Source organism: Streptomyces sp. NPDC050423 (genome assembly GCF_040655445.1).
Classification (GTDB): domain Bacteria; phylum Actinomycetota; class Actinomycetes; order Streptomycetales; family Streptomycetaceae; genus Streptomyces.
Map to the genome: position 1 here is coordinate 116,715 of NZ_JBFAJY010000010.1, position 14,571 is coordinate 131,285.

At 73.1% G+C, this 14,571-nt stretch carries 12 protein-coding genes and 1 tRNA gene; 10 read left to right on the forward strand and 3 right to left on the reverse strand.

All coding sequences use genetic code 11. The features are described from left to right. Positions 1 to 63 precede the first annotated feature (63 nt). From AB0I52_RS10520 to AB0I52_RS10550, 7 genes are all read left to right on the forward strand, one after another. A complete protein-coding gene (locus AB0I52_RS10520; protein ID WP_363071004.1) occupies positions 64 to 1,035 on the forward strand; it encodes a phosphatase PAP2 family protein in 972 nt (323 codons plus the stop codon). Further along, entirely contained in the window at positions 941 to 2,107 is a 1,167-nt protein-coding gene (locus tag AB0I52_RS10525; RefSeq protein ID WP_363070915.1) for a hypothetical protein, read from the forward strand. Before AB0I52_RS10520 ends, AB0I52_RS10525 begins: the two co-directional genes overlap by 95 nt. Continuing rightward, a complete protein-coding gene (locus tag AB0I52_RS10530; protein ID WP_363070917.1) occupies positions 2,098 to 3,705 on the forward strand; it encodes a hypothetical protein in 1,608 nt (535 codons plus the stop codon). Before AB0I52_RS10525 ends, AB0I52_RS10530 begins: the two co-directional genes overlap by 10 nt. Next, on the forward strand, positions 3,702 to 5,036 hold the full coding sequence (locus AB0I52_RS10535; RefSeq protein ID WP_363070919.1) for an AAA domain-containing protein: 1,335 nt from the start codon (positions 3,702 to 3,704) through the stop codon (positions 5,034 to 5,036). Before AB0I52_RS10530 ends, AB0I52_RS10535 begins: the two co-directional genes overlap by 4 nt. 173 nt (positions 5,037 to 5,209) lie before the next feature. Beyond that, entirely contained in the window at positions 5,210 to 5,551 is a 342-nt protein-coding gene (locus tag AB0I52_RS10540) for a hypothetical protein (protein WP_363070921.1), read from the forward strand. Between the two features lie 201 nt (positions 5,552 to 5,752). Then, a complete protein-coding gene (locus AB0I52_RS10545) occupies positions 5,753 to 6,460 on the forward strand; it encodes a bifunctional DNA primase/polymerase (protein ID WP_363070923.1) in 708 nt (235 codons plus the stop codon). Continuing rightward, a tRNA-Lys gene (locus tag AB0I52_RS10550) sits at positions 6,451 to 6,524 on the forward strand. Before AB0I52_RS10545 ends, AB0I52_RS10550 begins: the two co-directional genes overlap by 10 nt. A 60-nt stretch (positions 6,525 to 6,584) precedes the next feature. On the opposite strand, the gene AB0I52_RS10555 is transcribed toward AB0I52_RS10550, so the two are convergent. Next, positions 6,585 to 7,826 (reverse strand): M6 family metalloprotease domain-containing protein, encoded by a 1,242-nt coding sequence (locus AB0I52_RS10555; RefSeq protein ID WP_363071006.1) that lies wholly within the window; start codon positions 7,824 to 7,826, stop codon positions 6,585 to 6,587. A gap of 403 nt (positions 7,827 to 8,229) precedes the next feature. Here AB0I52_RS10555 and AB0I52_RS10560 point away from each other — a divergent pair, with 403 nt between their 5' ends. Continuing rightward, positions 8,230 to 10,215 (forward strand): EAL domain-containing protein, encoded by a 1,986-nt coding sequence (locus AB0I52_RS10560; protein ID WP_363070925.1) that lies wholly within the window; start codon positions 8,230 to 8,232, stop codon positions 10,213 to 10,215. A gap of 26 nt (positions 10,216 to 10,241) precedes the next feature. Here AB0I52_RS10560 and AB0I52_RS10565 read toward each other — a convergent pair whose 3' ends face one another. After that, positions 10,242 to 11,339, reverse strand: a complete 1,098-nt coding sequence (locus AB0I52_RS10565; protein WP_363070927.1) for an LLM class flavin-dependent oxidoreductase — start codon at positions 11,337 to 11,339, stop codon at positions 10,242 to 10,244. 118 nt (positions 11,340 to 11,457) lie between these two features. After that, on the reverse strand, positions 11,458 to 12,285 hold the full coding sequence (locus tag AB0I52_RS10570; protein ID WP_363070929.1) for a decarboxylase: 828 nt from the start codon (positions 12,283 to 12,285) through the stop codon (positions 11,458 to 11,460). A 148-nt stretch (positions 12,286 to 12,433) separates the two neighbouring features. On the opposite strand from AB0I52_RS10570, the gene AB0I52_RS10575 reads away from it, so the two are divergent. After that, positions 12,434 to 13,393: a D-2-hydroxyacid dehydrogenase gene (locus AB0I52_RS10575; RefSeq protein WP_363070930.1), complete on the forward strand. Its 960-nt coding sequence runs from the start codon at positions 12,434 to 12,436 to the stop codon at positions 13,391 to 13,393. 256 nt (positions 13,394 to 13,649) lie between these two features. Further along, complete coding sequence (ehuB, locus tag AB0I52_RS10580; RefSeq protein WP_363070932.1) at positions 13,650 to 14,552, forward strand: ectoine/hydroxyectoine ABC transporter substrate-binding protein EhuB; 903 nt, start codon at positions 13,650 to 13,652, stop codon at positions 14,550 to 14,552. The last annotated feature ends 19 nt before the right edge of the window (positions 14,553 to 14,571 follow it).

Genomic DNA, 14,571 nt, shown 5'->3' on the forward strand with positions numbered 1-14,571 from the left:
ACCCGCACCGTACGGTTGAACGTCCGCCGTCGGCCGCATGAACACATGATGGAGAACTTCCGGATGCCGCATGCCACCACCGCGCCCGCGCCGCGCCCCCGGCCCCGCTGGTGGACCGAGCTGCCGCTGCTCGCCCTGGTGTACGCGGCGTACTCGGGCGGCAGACTGCTGGTGCGCGGCGACGTGTCGACGGCCGTCGACCACGGACTGCGCATCCTGCACCTGGAACAGTCGCTCCTCATCAACTTCGAACACCCCCTCAACCGGCTGCTCACCGCGCACTCCTCGATAGGGATACCCGCCGACTTCGCGTACGCGTCGCTGCACTACCTGGTCACCCCGGCCGTCCTCATATGGATGTTCCGGAGACACTCGGAGGCCTACCGCAGGGCCCGCACCTGGCTGATGACCTCCACCATGCTCGGCCTGATCGGCTTCACGCTGATGCCGACCTGCCCGCCGCGGCTGCTGGCCGCCGGGCACGGCTTCGTCGACACGATGGCGCAGTACAGCTCGTACGGCTGGTGGGGCACGGAGGCGAGCGCCCCGCGCGGTATGGGCGGAATGACCAACCAGTACGCGGCGATGCCGAGTCTGCACGTCGGCTGGGCACTGTGGTGCGGGATCCTCATATGGCGCCACGGGCGGCACCCGCTCATACGCGCGGCCGGTATCGCGTACCCCCTGATCACCCTCTTCGTGGTGATGGGCACGGCCAACCACTACTTCCTCGACGCCGTCGCCGGCGCCGCCGTGATGGGGTTCGGCGCCCTGGTGGCCCGGCCCGTGACGCGGCTCGCCAACCGGGTCGCCGACGCGGTCCTGACCCGCTTCGTACGGGTGAGCGCGGCCACGAAGTCCCCGGATGTCAGTGCCGGATGCAAGACTTCCGCGGGTGAGCGAATCCCCGGCCAGCGGACCTCCTCCGCAGATCCCACCGATGCCGCGGCACCGGCCGGTCCACCTGCCCCGGCCGACGTCCCCGCCTCCGCGGGAAGAGCCGCGGGCGGTGACGCTGCGGCAGCGGCTCGCTGAGCTGAGGGGCCCGGCCGTCGCACCGCGTCCGCTGGACGCCCGCGCACTGGCCGCCCTCGCCGCGAACCCCGGCTGCAAGCGGCGCGCCCTGCTCGACGGGGCAGGCGTCGACAAGGCCGCCCTCGCCACCGCCCTCGGTTCACCGGCCGCTTTCGGCCAGTCCCAGTTCGCCTTCATGCGGGGCAACGCCTTCGAGGCCAAGGTCAAGGCCGACGGCGGTACGGAGCTGATGCGCCTGCTCCACGAGCGGCTCGGCGGACCCGGTGAGCCGCCGCACGACGTCGCGGTGCCCGATCTGACGGCCGCCGGCCCCGAGGGCCGCGCCGCGCGCACCGCGCTGGCCCTGCGGGAGGCGACGGGGGCGGGCGGCTGGGCGTTGCTGGACCACCCGATGCTGGCCCTGGAGGTGGCGGGATCGCCCGCGTATCTGGAGCCGGACGCGGTGGTGGTGCACCCCGACGGCACCTGGACCGTCGTCGAGATCAAGTCCTTCCCCATGATCGACGGTTCCGCCGACGCGGCGAAGGTCGGCGCGGCCGCCCGCCAGTCGGCTGTCTACGTACTGGCGCTGGAGCGGATCGCCGAGGTCACCGACGGGGCGGAGGTCGGCCACCGGGTGCTGCTGGTCTGCCCGAAGGACTTCTCCAACCTGCCGGCCGCGTCCGTCGTCGACGTGCGCAAGCAGCGTGCGGTCACCCGCCGCCAGCTGACCCGGCTCACCCGGATCGAGGACATCGCGGCGGCCCTGCCCGAGGGCACCACGTTCGACCCCGAGCGCGCCCCCGAGGAGCTGGACAGCGCCGTCGAGTCGGTCGCGGCGGCGTACGCGCCGGAGTGCCTGGCCGCCTGCGAACTCGCCTTCCACTGCCGGGGCAGGGCCCGCGCGCAGGGCGCGGTGGAGGCGCTGGGGCGCAGCGTGCGGGGCGAGCTCGGCGGGCTGACCACGGTCGGCGCGGTGCTGGCCGCGGCCGCGGGCAAGGAGGGCGATCCGGCGGATCCGACGGTCTCAGCGCTGCGCCGCGCGGCGGCCCTGCGCGCCGAGGCGCTGGAAGGCGGCCCCGCATGTCACTGATCTCCACGCTGGCCCGGCTGGAGGCCGTGGAGAGCGGCCGCGCGCAGCCGCTGGCCACGGTCCGCCACCGCCGGCTCACCGACCGGCCGCTGGTCCTGGTGCCGCTCACCACCGCGGGTGAGGCGGGCGCCCCGCTCGGCGCCCTCGTGGGCACCGACCGGGACGCGCCGCGGCTGCTGGTCGTGGCCCAGCCGCGCGACCGGGATCTGCGGTTCGCGTTCCTCGCGGAGCTGGCCGAGGCGGTCCTGCCGCACATCGAGTCGTACGCCGATGTGATCGAGCCCGCCGAACGCAGCGAGACCGACCCCGCGACCGGCAAGAAGGTCAAGGTCGAGACCGAGCTGTGCACGGACGCCGCGCAGCTGATCGTGCCGAGCCGGGCGGGCATCGAGTTCGTCCGGCTGCTCGGCCGCTCCATGCGGTTCCGGCGCACCGCCGAGGACGACCCCGACACCCCGTATCCGGCGCCCGCCCGGGTCCCCCTGCTGGGCCGCTGGCTCACGCACTACGGCGAGCGTGCCCGGGTGCCGGGCTCCTCGCTGCTGCTGGCCGGCACCGATCTGCTCGGGCGGCACTGGGCGACCGGCCAGTCCACCCTGGAGGACCAGCACCTGGGCGCCCTGCTGGCCTGGGTCGACCCGCCGGCCGGCGAGTCCGGGGCCGAGGCCGCGTTCCGCGCCGAGCTGGCCCGGGACCGCGAGGGACAGCTGCTGTGCCCGCCCGCCGGACCGGCCACCGACCCGGACTTCGACAACCGGCTGCTGGCCCCCGCGATCGAGAAGTACGACCGCGCGCGGACCTCGCTGGCCGCCGCCGAGGACGGGCTGGCGGCCGATGCCCGGCTCGCCGAGCTGACCGCGGCCGAGCGGGGGATCAGAGCGCTGCTGGCGGGTGTGCTGCGGCCCACCTGGGACGCCGTGTGGCGGGGCCTCGACCTGCTGCGGGAGCTGCCCGAGGGGGCGAGGGCCGAGGACCGCTGGACCAGGGACCGCTGGTCGTTCACCGGCCACCGCGACCGGGTGCGGTCCGGGGAGCCGCCGCAGCCGCGCCGGGACGACGCGGTGACGGCGGCCCGCAAGCTCGCCTCGCGGGAGACCGCCCAGGCCCAGCTGGAGGCCCAGGAGGCGCTGGACGATCCGCTGGTGCTGGCCGGCCGCCGGCTGGCGGGCGAGGCGTTCATCGGGGAGGTGACCGGGGTGGAGATGACGTACACCGAGTCGAAGCGCCCCTCGCCGCGCCCGCTGGTCACCGTCCGCACCGGCGAGCAGCCGCACCTGGCCGACCGCGTCAAGGTCTACCGCTCGCTGGACGGCAAGCCGCAGACCGCCGAGTTCGCCGGTTACGGGCCGCAGGAGGAGGGCGCCGCGCCCGCGCTGGTGCTGCGGATCACCGACCGGATGGGCCGCGGCAGGGAACCGGCACCCGGTTCGGTGCCGGAGCCCGGTGACCGGATCGCCTGGACCCTGTTCGAGCACGACCAGCGCGGCGGCCCGAAGCTGCCGGAGGCGGAGGAGACCCCGTGGACCCACGGCGGTCCGCCCGGCTCCGGTGCGGCTGTCGAGAGCCCTGACCCCGTGACCCCGGAGGACCTGCTGTGACCGACGGATTCGACCCGGGTGCCGCGGCGGGCCGGGCCACCGCCCAGATCCTGGACGACACGCTGAACGGCACGGCCCGCGGCATCGTGGTGGACTCCCCGCCCGGTGCGGGCAAGTCGACGCTGGTGGTCCGCGCCGCGCTCGAACTCGCCGCGGCCGGGCGCCCGCTGATGGTCGTCGCGCAGACGAACGCCCAGGTCGACGACCTGGTGCTGCGGCTGGCCGAGAAGGACCCCGGGCTGCCGGTCGGCCGGCTGCACAGCAGCGACTCCGACCCGTACGACAAGGTGCTGGACGGGCTGGCCAACGTACGGAAGTCGGCGAAGGCGGCGGATCTGGCGGGGCTCGACATCGTCATCTCGACGGCGGCCAAGTGGGCCCATGTGAAGAACGTCGAGCCGTGGGGGCACGCGATCGTCGACGAGGCCTACCAGATGCGCTCGGACGCGCTGCTGGCCGTCGCCGGACTCTTCGAGCGGGCCCTGTTCGTGGGCGATCCGGGCCAGCTGGACCCGTTCTCGATCGTGGGCGCGGACCAGTGGGCGGGGCTGAGTTACGACCCGTCGGCGAGCGCGGTCTCCACCCTGCTGGCGCACAATCCGGAGCTGCCGCAGCGCCGGCTGCCGGTCTCCTGGCGGCTGCCCGCTTCGGCCGCGCAACTGGTCTCGGACGCGTTCTACCCGTACACCCCGTTCCGCAGCGGTACGGACCACGGGGACCGGCTGCTGTCGTTCGGCGTCGGGTCCGACGGCTCGGCGGCCGACCGGGTGCTGGACGAGGCCGCGGAGTCCGGCTGGGGCCTGCTGGAGCTTCCCGCCCGGCACACCCCGCGCACGGACCCCGAGGCGGTCCGTGCGGTGGCCGCGGTGGTGCGCCGGCTCCTGGACCGGGGCGGCGCGGCCACCAGCGAGCGTTCCCCGGACCCGGTCCCGGTCACGGCGGACCGGGTCGCGGTCGGCACGGCCCACCGCGACCAGGCCGCGGCGGTGCGGGCGGCGCTCGCGGAGCTGGGGGTGACGGGCGTGGCGGTGGACACGGCGAACCGGCTCCAGGGCCGCGAGTTCGACGTGACGGTGGTCCTGCACCCGCTCTCCGGCCGGCCGGACGCCACCGCGTTCCACCTGGAGACGGGCCGCCTGTGCGTGCTGGCCTCCCGCCACCGCCACGCCTGCGTCGTGGTCTGCCGCGCGGGCGTCGCCGAACTGCTGGACGAGCACCCGTCGACGGAGCCGGTCCAGCTGGGCGTCACGGTGAAGTTCCCGGACGGCTGGGAGGCGAACCACCGGGTGCTGGCGCACCTGGCGGAACACCGCGTGCGATGGGGGCGTTGAGTCCGGGGGCGCGTCGGGGCGCGGGTGCCGCGAGCGGATCGGCGCACGCCCCCGCAACGACCTGGTGCGCGATAGGGAGCCCGCTCACTATCGCGCACCAGGTCGTAAGCGCCCTTGCGGCGGGTTGGACAATGGAGGGTGGCCGTCGGGCCCATCCGAGGAGGAACAACCACATGGCACAACCCGAGCGGAACGAGCGGCAGCGGCTGCGCCCCGCGCCCCTGCTCTTCGAGCCGTCGGCGGCGGTCGCCGATCCCGAGCACTTCTTCGACCTGGAGTCGATGGAGGATCCGAAGGAGCTGCTGAGCCGTTCCACCGAACTGGCCCTGGCGTTCCGCGCCGCGACCGACCGGGCGGTCGAGTTCCAGGCGATCGCGGCCGCCCAGCTGGCCGACCCGCGCCGGTTCGACCGGCTCACGACGGCGGACATCGCGCGGCGGGCGGAGTGGACCGAGGACTACGCGGCGAAGATGATCGAGTTCGGCCGGAGCCTGCTGAACGCTCCCACGCCCTGACGGGCCCCGCCGTCCCGGCTTCCCGACCGCGGACCGGCTCCCCCGCTCCCGGGTCCGGCGCCGGCTCGTACCGGCCGGCGCTGACTGTGGGTAGAACCACTGGCATATGCCTGGGGGCAAGATACTCCTCGGCACCCCAAGCTGTCCCGGTTTCCAACAACTCTCGGAATCCGGATCGTCACTCCCGGTAGACCTGTGTGCATGACCGCATGGCTGCCAGACGAAACGACCCTGCATCACGGCGACGGCCCCTACCGGGAAGCCGACGTCTTCGCCGTCCTGCGCCGGCAGGCCGGTAACCAGACGGCTCAGGTGACGGCGGCCGGCGCCGCCTGGCTGGCCGGCGCCGCGGCGTATCCGCGCAGCGCCCTGACCCAGTGGGAGTCGCACCCGTCCGCTCCCGGGGTCCTGCCGTGCGGTTCGTCCTTCGACGTGGTGAACGTGCCCACACTCTTCGGACGCCGGATGCTCGAACACCTCTGGTCGGACGGACCCGGCTCCGGGCCGGTCGCCACGCACCGCGGCCGGATGCTGCTGTTCGCCTCCCCCGGGACCGCTCAGCGGCTGCCCTCGCTGCTGGACTGGGAGGAGTGGGGGGCGGGTGCCGCGTCCCGGTCCGCAGGGGACGCGGCGGGGCAGGACGAGAGCGGCCGGAAGGTGCCCCCACTGCTCTGTCACGGCACCGGTGACGCGGTGACCGTGCCGCCCCTGACCTGCGAACCGAATGCATCCGGACCCCGCTGGGTGGTCGCCCCCGACACCCGCAGCCCCTGGCTGCCGGGGCCCGACGTACTGCTCTGGGCGTGTGTGCGGGTGGCCCGGTCGGTGCCCTCCTCGGGGCCTCGTATTTCGATTTTTCCTCCCGCCGATCTGGGTGCTAAGGTCTACGACGTCAGCAGGCGCCGCTAGCTCAGTTGGTTAGAGCAGCTGACTCTTAATCAGCGGGTCCGGGGTTCGAGTCCCTGGCGGCGCACAGACACAGGAAGCCCCCTCGCGAGAGCGAGGGGGCTTCTTCGTCGTGGCCGGCCCGGCGCTACGTCCCGGTGGTGATCCGGACCGTCCAGGCGCCCGAGGGGGTCCGGTCGGCGACCTCGATCGTGGTGTGTCCGCCGGGGACGGAGAACGTCTCACCGACCCGCAGCGGGGCGTCCGCGAGCGGCGCATAGACCGACCGGTCCCAGCAGGCGTCGGTGCCGGGGTGGGTGTCGATGACATCGACCGGCCCGCCGCCCGACGGGGTCTCGTTCCGGATCCGGTAGAGCAGCACTCCTTCGCTACAGGTCGAGCGGTCGTTGCCGGTGGCGCTGCGGGCCTCGATCGCCACGGCGCTGCCCTCGCCCGTCCTGATCACCGCGAGCCGGGTCCCGATGGAGGCGCCGGGCACGGGCACTGCCGCCATCGACTCCAGGGTGACGACCCGGTCGCTCTGGATGCAGGTCACCTGCCGGTCGTCCAGCCAGCCCAGCTTCCACTTGTGCCAGCCGAAGAGATCGGGCGAGAGCCCGAACTGGCTGCCCATCACGTCCCAGTCGCCCACGTAGGTGTCCCAGTCGCCCTTGCCGTCCGAGGGCCGGTGGTAGAGGTCGGGCAGGTCGAAGACGTGTCCGGTCTCGTGGGCCAGCACGTTGTGGTCCGGCGGGTGCTGCTCGAAGACGGTGACGACGCGCCTGATGTCCGTACCGTCGGCGTGCAGCGGCCGGTCGAAGTTGACGACCTTGGTGGCGTCCGAGTCGACGCCCGGGGCGTCCGGGTCGGCGACGAGGTAGACGATGTCGTACTTCGAGAAGTCCACCTCGGGGTCGGCCGCGTCGATCGCGTCGTGCAGGTAGGCGCTGCGCCTGTCGTTGGACCAGTCGCGCTTTATGCCGTACCAGACCGACGGCCTGGGCATCTGGATCCACTGCTTCTGCGGGTGCGGGCGCAGGGTGAACTTTCCGTACGAGGCGCGCTGGAAGAACCTGGTGGTGGCGGGGAAGTAGTCGGAGGTGAGTTCGGCGGGGGTGGTGACGGGCCGGGCGTCCGGGAACGAGAGGAAGACCATGACCGCGTCGAGCGGATGGTCGGGGCGCGGGTAGGCGCTGTTCCACTCGTCCAGGCCCAGCGAGTGGTGGGCCTGGGTCCGGGGCAGCGCACAGGCGTCGGCCGCACCGGTGGCGGCCACGGCGGGTCCCGCGACGAGCGAGGTCGCGGCGACCGCCAGGAGGGAGATCAGCCCGGCCGTCACGGCGCGCGGACTCGGTCTCACCACTCCTCCGGGTCCGTGCTGACGCGGCACATCTACCTCCGGGTGCGGGGTGCGGACGCCTGGGACCTTCAGCACCCTCCCGACCACCCTGTGGCGATTCAGGCGTTACGTCCTGTTGGGCTGCCCCAGTCGGGTCAGCGGCCCACCTGCGCGCCTCCTATCACAGACAGTCACAATCGATCACCGATACAACGCGAGAGAACAGAGCCGCACAGAAACGATCAGTCATGGGCAAACCGGATCTGCGCGCGAATGGCCCATGCACATCGGGCGCGACGTCCGGAACCGTCGGGGCGCTGGAACGGCCGAGCCGCCAGCCTCTATGCTTCACCTCGCTTTCCTCCGCGCTTTCCGCCCCTGACAACGGCGCTCCACGCGGCGGGCCAGTCCGACCAGACCTGTCCAGGACAGAACTGCATGGCGGGAGCGAACGGTGAGCGCAACCTCCGATGGGCCGAGGCCCCCGGCAGGCACAGCAGCCTCTTCCCCACGACCATCGGTCACGGAGCGTCATCAGTCATGGCCCGCCGAGGGGGCCCCCGAGGGCGTCACCGGGGAACTCGCCCCGGACGCCGCTTCGGACGCCGCCCCGGAGTCGGCCGCCTCCGGGGCGCACGACTACCGGGCGGCCTTCCGGGCCGCCACGGTCCCGATGGCCGTCGTCGACCACGAGGGCCTGATCGTCACCGCGAACGAGGCCCTGTCCGCGCTGGTCGGCATCGCCGCCCCGGCACTCACCGCCCAGTCCGCCTCCGATCTGGTCGACCTCGCGGCGGACGGCCGCACCTGGCACGCGTACCGCGAGGTGCTGCACGGCCGGCGCTCCCGCTTCCGCTGCACCCGCCGGCTCAAGCACCCCGACGGGCGCTCGATGTGGGCCGAGATCACCGTCGTACCGATGCCCGCGACGGAGGCGGAGGCGGACCGCGACGACGAAGGTGACAGCGACCGCGACGACGGCGCACGGGACACGGACGGCGGGAACCGCCCGCCCGGCCAGGTGCTGCTCTCCGTCGCGGACGTCAGCGACCGGCGCGAGCTCCAGAAGCGGCTGCGCCATCTCCAGATGCACGACCCGGTGACCCGGCTGCCCAACCGCACGCTGTTCTTCGAGCGGCTCTCGGCCGTCCTGGAGACCCCTCCGTACCAGGACGACACCCACCCCGGACGCGGCCGGATCGGGCTCTGCTACCTCGACCTGGACGGCTTCAAGGCCGTCAACGACACCCTGGGCCACCGGATCGGCGACCGGCTGCTCGCCGCCGTCGCCGCCCGGCTCACCGACTGCGCCGAGCGGGAGGGCCCGCACCCCACAAGTGCCCCTCTGGTGGCGCGCCTCGGCGGGGACGAGTTCGCGATCCTGGTCGAGGAGTCCACCGGTACGCAGCAGCTGACCGACCTCGCCCGCAGCGTGCTCGCCGCGCTCCAGAAGCCCTTCGACCTGGCCGGGCAGCGGCTCTCCGTCTCGGCGTCGATCGGCGTGGTGGAGCGGCCGGTCGCCGGCACCTCGGCCACGGGCCTGATGCAGGCGGCCGATACGACGCTGTACTGGGCGAAGGCCGACGGGAAGGGGCGCTGGACCGTCTTCGACCCGGAGCGCAACGCCCACCGGATGACCCGCCAGGCCCTCTCGTCCAACCTCCGGCCGGCCGTCGAACGCGGCGAGTTCACCATCGAGTACCAGCCGCTGGTCGGCATGGCCGACGGGGTCGTGCTCGGTGTGGAGGCGCTGGTCCGCTGGAACCACCCGCAGTTCGGCATGCTCTCGCCGAACCGGTTCGTCGCGATCGCCGAGGAGGACGGCTCGATCGTGCAGCTCGGCCGCTGGGTGCTGCGGGCGGCGTGCCGTCAGGCCAGGCGCTGGCAGCTCGACCACCCGGCCGAGCCGCCGCTGTTCATCAGCGTCAATGTCGCGGTCCGCCAGGTCTGGGACTCCGACCTGGTCACCGATGTGGCGGAGATCCTCGCGGAGACCGGGCTCGACCCGGCGCTGTTGCAGCTGGAGCTGACCGAGTCCGCGGTGATGGGATCGGCGGGCCGCCCGCTCCAGGCCCTCCAGTCGCTCAGCGACATGGGCGTCCGGATCGCCATCGACGACTTCGGGACCGGCTACTCCAACCTCGCCTACCTGAGCCGCCTGCCGGTCTCCGTACTGAAGCTGGACGGCGCCTTCGTACGCGGCTTCCGCTACGAGGACGGCACGCACCCCAGCCCCGCCGACGAGACGATCGTCGAGGCCATGGTCCAGCTGGCGCACCGGCTGGGCCTGACCGTCACCGCGGAGTGCGTGGAGACGGCCGGCCAGGCGGAGCGGCTGCGCCGGATCGGCTGCGACACCGGGCAGGGCTGGCTCTACTCCCGCGCGGTCGCCCCGGAGCGGATCGCCGAACTGCTCGGCGCCCGCGCACTGGAGGCCTGAGGCGGCACGGTCAGCCGGCGGTCCGGTCAGGCCCCCGGCAGCCCGTACGCGTCCGCGATGAGTCCGTAGCTGTGCAGGCGGGCATCTCCGCCGTGGGCGTTGGCGGTGATCATCAGCTCGTCGGCGCCGGTGCGCTTGGCCAGGTCGTCGAGGCCGGTGCGGACCTCGTCCGGGGTGCCGTGGACGATGTTGACGAGCCAGCTGTCGACGAACTCGCGCTCCATCGGGGTGAAGGCGTACGCCTCCGCCTCCTCGGGCGTCGGGACCAGTCCGGGGCGGCCGGAGCGCAGGCGGAGCATCGACAGGGCGCCGGTGAGGACCTGGCGGCGGGCCTCGCGCTCGTCGTCGGCGGCCAGGGCCGCGACGCCGATCAGGGCGTACGGGGCGTCCAGGACCGCGGACGGCTTGAAGGACTCCCGGTACAGCTCCAGGGCCGGCACGGTGTTCTGGGCCGAGAAGTGGTGGGCGAAGGCGAAGGGCAGGCCGAGCATGCCGGCCAGCCGGGCGCTGAAGCCGGAGGAGCCGAGCAGCCACAGGGGCGGGCGGGCCGGGGACTGGACGCCGCCCTCGGAGGTCGCCTGGACGGGGCCGGGGACCGCGTGGATGCGGGCGTAGGGGTGGCCGTCGGGGAAGTCGTCGTCCAGGAAGCGCGTGAGCTCGGCGAGCTGCTGCGGGAAATCTTCCGCGCCCTCGTTGAGCCGGTCGGTGCGGCGCAGGGCGGCGGCGGTGGCGCCGTCGGTGCCTGGGGCGCGGCCGAGGCCGAGGTCGACGCGGCCGGGGGCCATGGCCTCCAGGGTGCCGAACTGCTCGGCGATGACGAGCGGGGCGTGGTTGGGCAGCATGACGCCGCCGGAGCCGAGCCGGATCCGTTCGGTGTGGGCCGCGGTGTGGGCCAGGATCACGGCCGGCGAGGAGGAGGCGACGCCGGGCATGGAGTGGTGTTCGGCGACCCAGTAGCGGTGGAAGCCGCGCCGCTCGGCGAGCCGCGCGATCTCTACCCCGGTCCGCAGGGCCTGGCTCGCGGTGCGGCCCTGGCCCACGGTCACCAGATCGAGCACGGACAGCGGAACGGGTGCCGTCCCCTCCGCCTTGCCACGGATCTCGTCGCCTCGAATCTCGTCCACGTCCTGACCTCTCCGATGGTGCTCGTAGTCCGTCGTACCTGCCTCGTACGTCCGGAGGACTCAAACAGGAGGTTAACTCCGTTTATTCCGGGGCGGCTCCGGGCCCGTCCCCCGGGACCTACCGCCCCGAGGGTCCGGAACCGCGGCCGTAGGCGTTCTGGCCGTGGGCGTACTTGCGTCCGCTCCCCCAGATCCCCCGGGCCGGCGGCGCGGCCGGGGCCGGCGGCGCCTCCCGGGCCGCGAAGAGCGTGCCCATCCGCTCGGCCCAGGCGTGGCGGTCGGCCAGGCGCAGGGCCTCCCGGGCGGCCACCTGGTTCGCGGTGAGGACCGGTTTGCCGAGCACCTCCTCCAGTGCCGTGAGGTGGCTGACCGTGTGCAGGGCCGTGTCCGGCAGCAGTACCGCGTCCGCGTCCGGGCGGTCGGCCGCGGTGACCAGCTCCTTCAGCCGGTCCGGGCCCCACGCCGCGGCCTCGGCCGCCGTGGCGGCGCCGGCCGCGTGGGTGGCGAGCACCTCGATGCCCTCGTCCTCCAGGAACGCGGTGAAAGCCGCGGCGATCCCCTCGGGGTACGTCGCGGCCACCGCGACCCGGGCGGCGCCCAGCTTCCGTACCGCGTGGACGAAGCCGATGGAGGTGCTGGAGACGGGCACGCCCAGCGCGCGTGCGACGGCCGCGGCCTGGGCGCGGGCGCCCTGCGGGCCGTACAGGAAGCTGCCGCCGTCGCAGGCCCAGACGACGGACTCGACCCCGGAGCGCTGCAGCTCCTCGGCGCCGGCCGCGAGCCGGCCGGGGGTACCCAGGGCCCGCAGGGCGTCCTCGCGGTAGGCGTCGTCGGGGCACTCGGTGTGGTTGACGACGAGTCTGATGGTGCTGTCGAGCAGGATCTCCATCCGCGGGAAGTCGTCCTCCGCGAAATGGCCCGGGTAGAGGAAACCGACGGTCGTCATGTCCACCCTTCCTGTGGTCCGGATCCCCCCGCCTCTGTTCAAGTATTCCCCCATCCGCCCCGGTCATCGCCCTGACCGGTTGACGGGGGCGGGGGCGGCTGCGAGCGTGGTGCCTGCGCCCACCTCGGCCGACGCGGGAGGGTCCCCCATGCCGGAGCCCGTTCTGCTCGTCCTGGACGCCGATCCGCCGCCCCGGCTCGGCCGGCTGGCCGGACGGGTCCGGGTCCGCCATGTCGACGGGGCCGGTCTGGCCGCGCAGCTCCCCGGGGCCGATGTCCTGCTGGTCTGGGACTTCACCTCCGACGCGGTGCGGGAGGCCTGGCCGGGTGACGGGCCGCGTCCGGCCTGGGTGCATACGGCGAGCGCGGGCGTGGACCGGCTGCTCTGCCCGGAGCTGGTGGAGTGCGACACCGTGGTGACCAATGCCCGGGGTGTCTTCGAGCAGCCGGTCGCCGAGTACGTGGCGGGGCTGGTGCTGGCGTTCGCGAAGGACCTCCCCGGCACGCTGGAGCTCCAGCACCGGCGGCGGTGGCGCCACCGCGAGAGCACCCCGGTCGCGGGCTCGCGCGCCGTGGTCGTCGGCGCCGGGCCGGTCGGGCGCGCCATCACCCGGCTGCTGATGGCACTGGGCGTCGAGGTGGCGCTGGTGGGACGCACGGCCCGGCGCACGATCCACGGAGCGGGCGATCTGGACCGGCTGGCGGCGCTGGCCGACTGGGTGATCTGCGCGGCGCCGCTGACCCCGCGGACGTACGGGATGTTCGACACCCGGTTCTTCGGGCTGATGCAGCCGTCGGCCCGGTTCGTCAACGTGGGGCGCGGAGCGATGGTCGTCGAGGGCGATCTGGTGGACGCGCTGCGCAAGCGGTGGATCGCGGGAGCGGCACTCGACGTGTTCGAGCGGGAACCGCTCGGTCCGCGGAGCCCGCTCTGGGACGCGCCCGGTCTGATCGTGTCGCCCCACATGAGCGGTGACACGGTGGGCTGGCGGGACCGGCTGGGTGAGCAGTTCGTCGCGATGTACGAACGATGGGCGGCCGGAGAGCCGTTGCCGAACGTGGTGGACAAGCGGCTCGGCTACATCCCGGGGACGGACCTGGACGAGTGATCCCAACCCGGCCCGTTCGATGCCGACTTCACCACACCATTACGGACATCCACCGATAACACCCCGTCATCTGCCGCACCCCACAAGGAAATACGGCCCGCGCACATCCCGTCACGCTCCGCCCAGCATCAGACACGGGAAGGTCACCCTCCGGCCACCGTTCGGTTACATGCGAGCTCTTCCTGAATAGACGTACGGGAGCGGGCAGGCGTTCACCCTGTCCGGACTGTTCGACCCTTCCAGGAGACTGCGAACCATGGCTGACTTCCCGAACCTGTCCCGCCGGGGCTTTCTCAACCGATCGGCAGCCGTGGGCGGTCTGCTCGTCGTCCCCGGCCTGCTCACCGCTTGCAGCAAGACCGGCACCGACTCCGCGGACGGCGAGGGAGCCCTCGCCAAGCTCCGCAAGCAGGGTTTCGTCCGGGTCGCGTACGCCGACGAGGCCCCGTACGGCTACATGGAGGGCAAGCAGCTCAAGGGCGAGGCGCCCGCCCTGCACCGGGAGATCTTCAAGGCGCTGGGTGTCGACGAGCTGCGGCCCACCCTCTCCGAGTGGGACGGGCTGATCCCGGGCCTGCAGGCCAGCAAGTACGACGTGGTCAGCGCCGGAATGGCGATCACCCCCGAGCGCTGCGCCAACGCGCTGTTCTCCGAGCCCGAGTTCATCTCGCCGACCGCGATGATGGTGAAGAAGGGCAACCCGAAGAACATCACCGACCTGGCGTCCGCGAAGGCGGCCGGGGTCACGATCGGTGTGATGGCGGGTGCGGTCGAGGGCTCGTACGCCGAGGGCGCCGGCATCTCCAAGGGCAGGATCAAGACGCTGCAGAAGCCGCAGGACGGCGCGGACGCGGTCAAGGGCGGCCGGGTCGACGCGTTCCTGCTGACCGGTATCTCGCTGCGCTGGCTCGCCAAGACCAACGCGGGCACCGAGGTCACCGAGGCCTTCCTGCCGGAGCTCAAGGGCGAGAAGCAGTACAGCCCCGGCGGCGCCGTCTTCCGCAAGGGCAACGAGGAACTGCGCGACGCCTTCAACCGCGAGCTGAAGAAGATCGTCTCCGACAAGTCGCGCTATGTGAGCCTGCTCCAGGACTACGGCTTCGGGGCCACCGAGATCCCGCCGGCCACCCTGAAGACGGCCGATCTGTGCAAGGGCTGACAGGGACGGAACCCACCGC

Coding starts and splice junctions, on each gene's coding strand:
- AB0I52_RS10570 (WP_363070929.1), bottom strand. CDS start 12,285: ATGACGACCGTCGGTTTCCTCTACCCGGGCCATTTCGCGGAGGACGAC.
- AB0I52_RS10525 (WP_363070915.1), top strand. CDS start 941: ATGCCGCGGCACCGGCCGGTCCACCTGCCCCGGCCGACGTCCCCGCCT.
- AB0I52_RS10545 (WP_363070923.1), top strand. CDS start 5,753: ATGACCGCATGGCTGCCAGACGAAACGACCCTGCATCACGGCGACGGC.
- AB0I52_RS10530 (WP_363070917.1), top strand. CDS start 2,098: ATGTCACTGATCTCCACGCTGGCCCGGCTGGAGGCCGTGGAGAGCGGC.
- AB0I52_RS10520 (WP_363071004.1), top strand. CDS start 64: ATGCCGCATGCCACCACCGCGCCCGCGCCGCGCCCCCGGCCCCGCTGG.
- AB0I52_RS10540 (WP_363070921.1), top strand. CDS start 5,210: ATGGCACAACCCGAGCGGAACGAGCGGCAGCGGCTGCGCCCCGCGCCC.
- AB0I52_RS10575 (WP_363070930.1), top strand. CDS start 12,434: ATGCCGGAGCCCGTTCTGCTCGTCCTGGACGCCGATCCGCCGCCCCGG.
- ehuB (WP_363070932.1), top strand. CDS start 13,650: ATGGCTGACTTCCCGAACCTGTCCCGCCGGGGCTTTCTCAACCGATCG.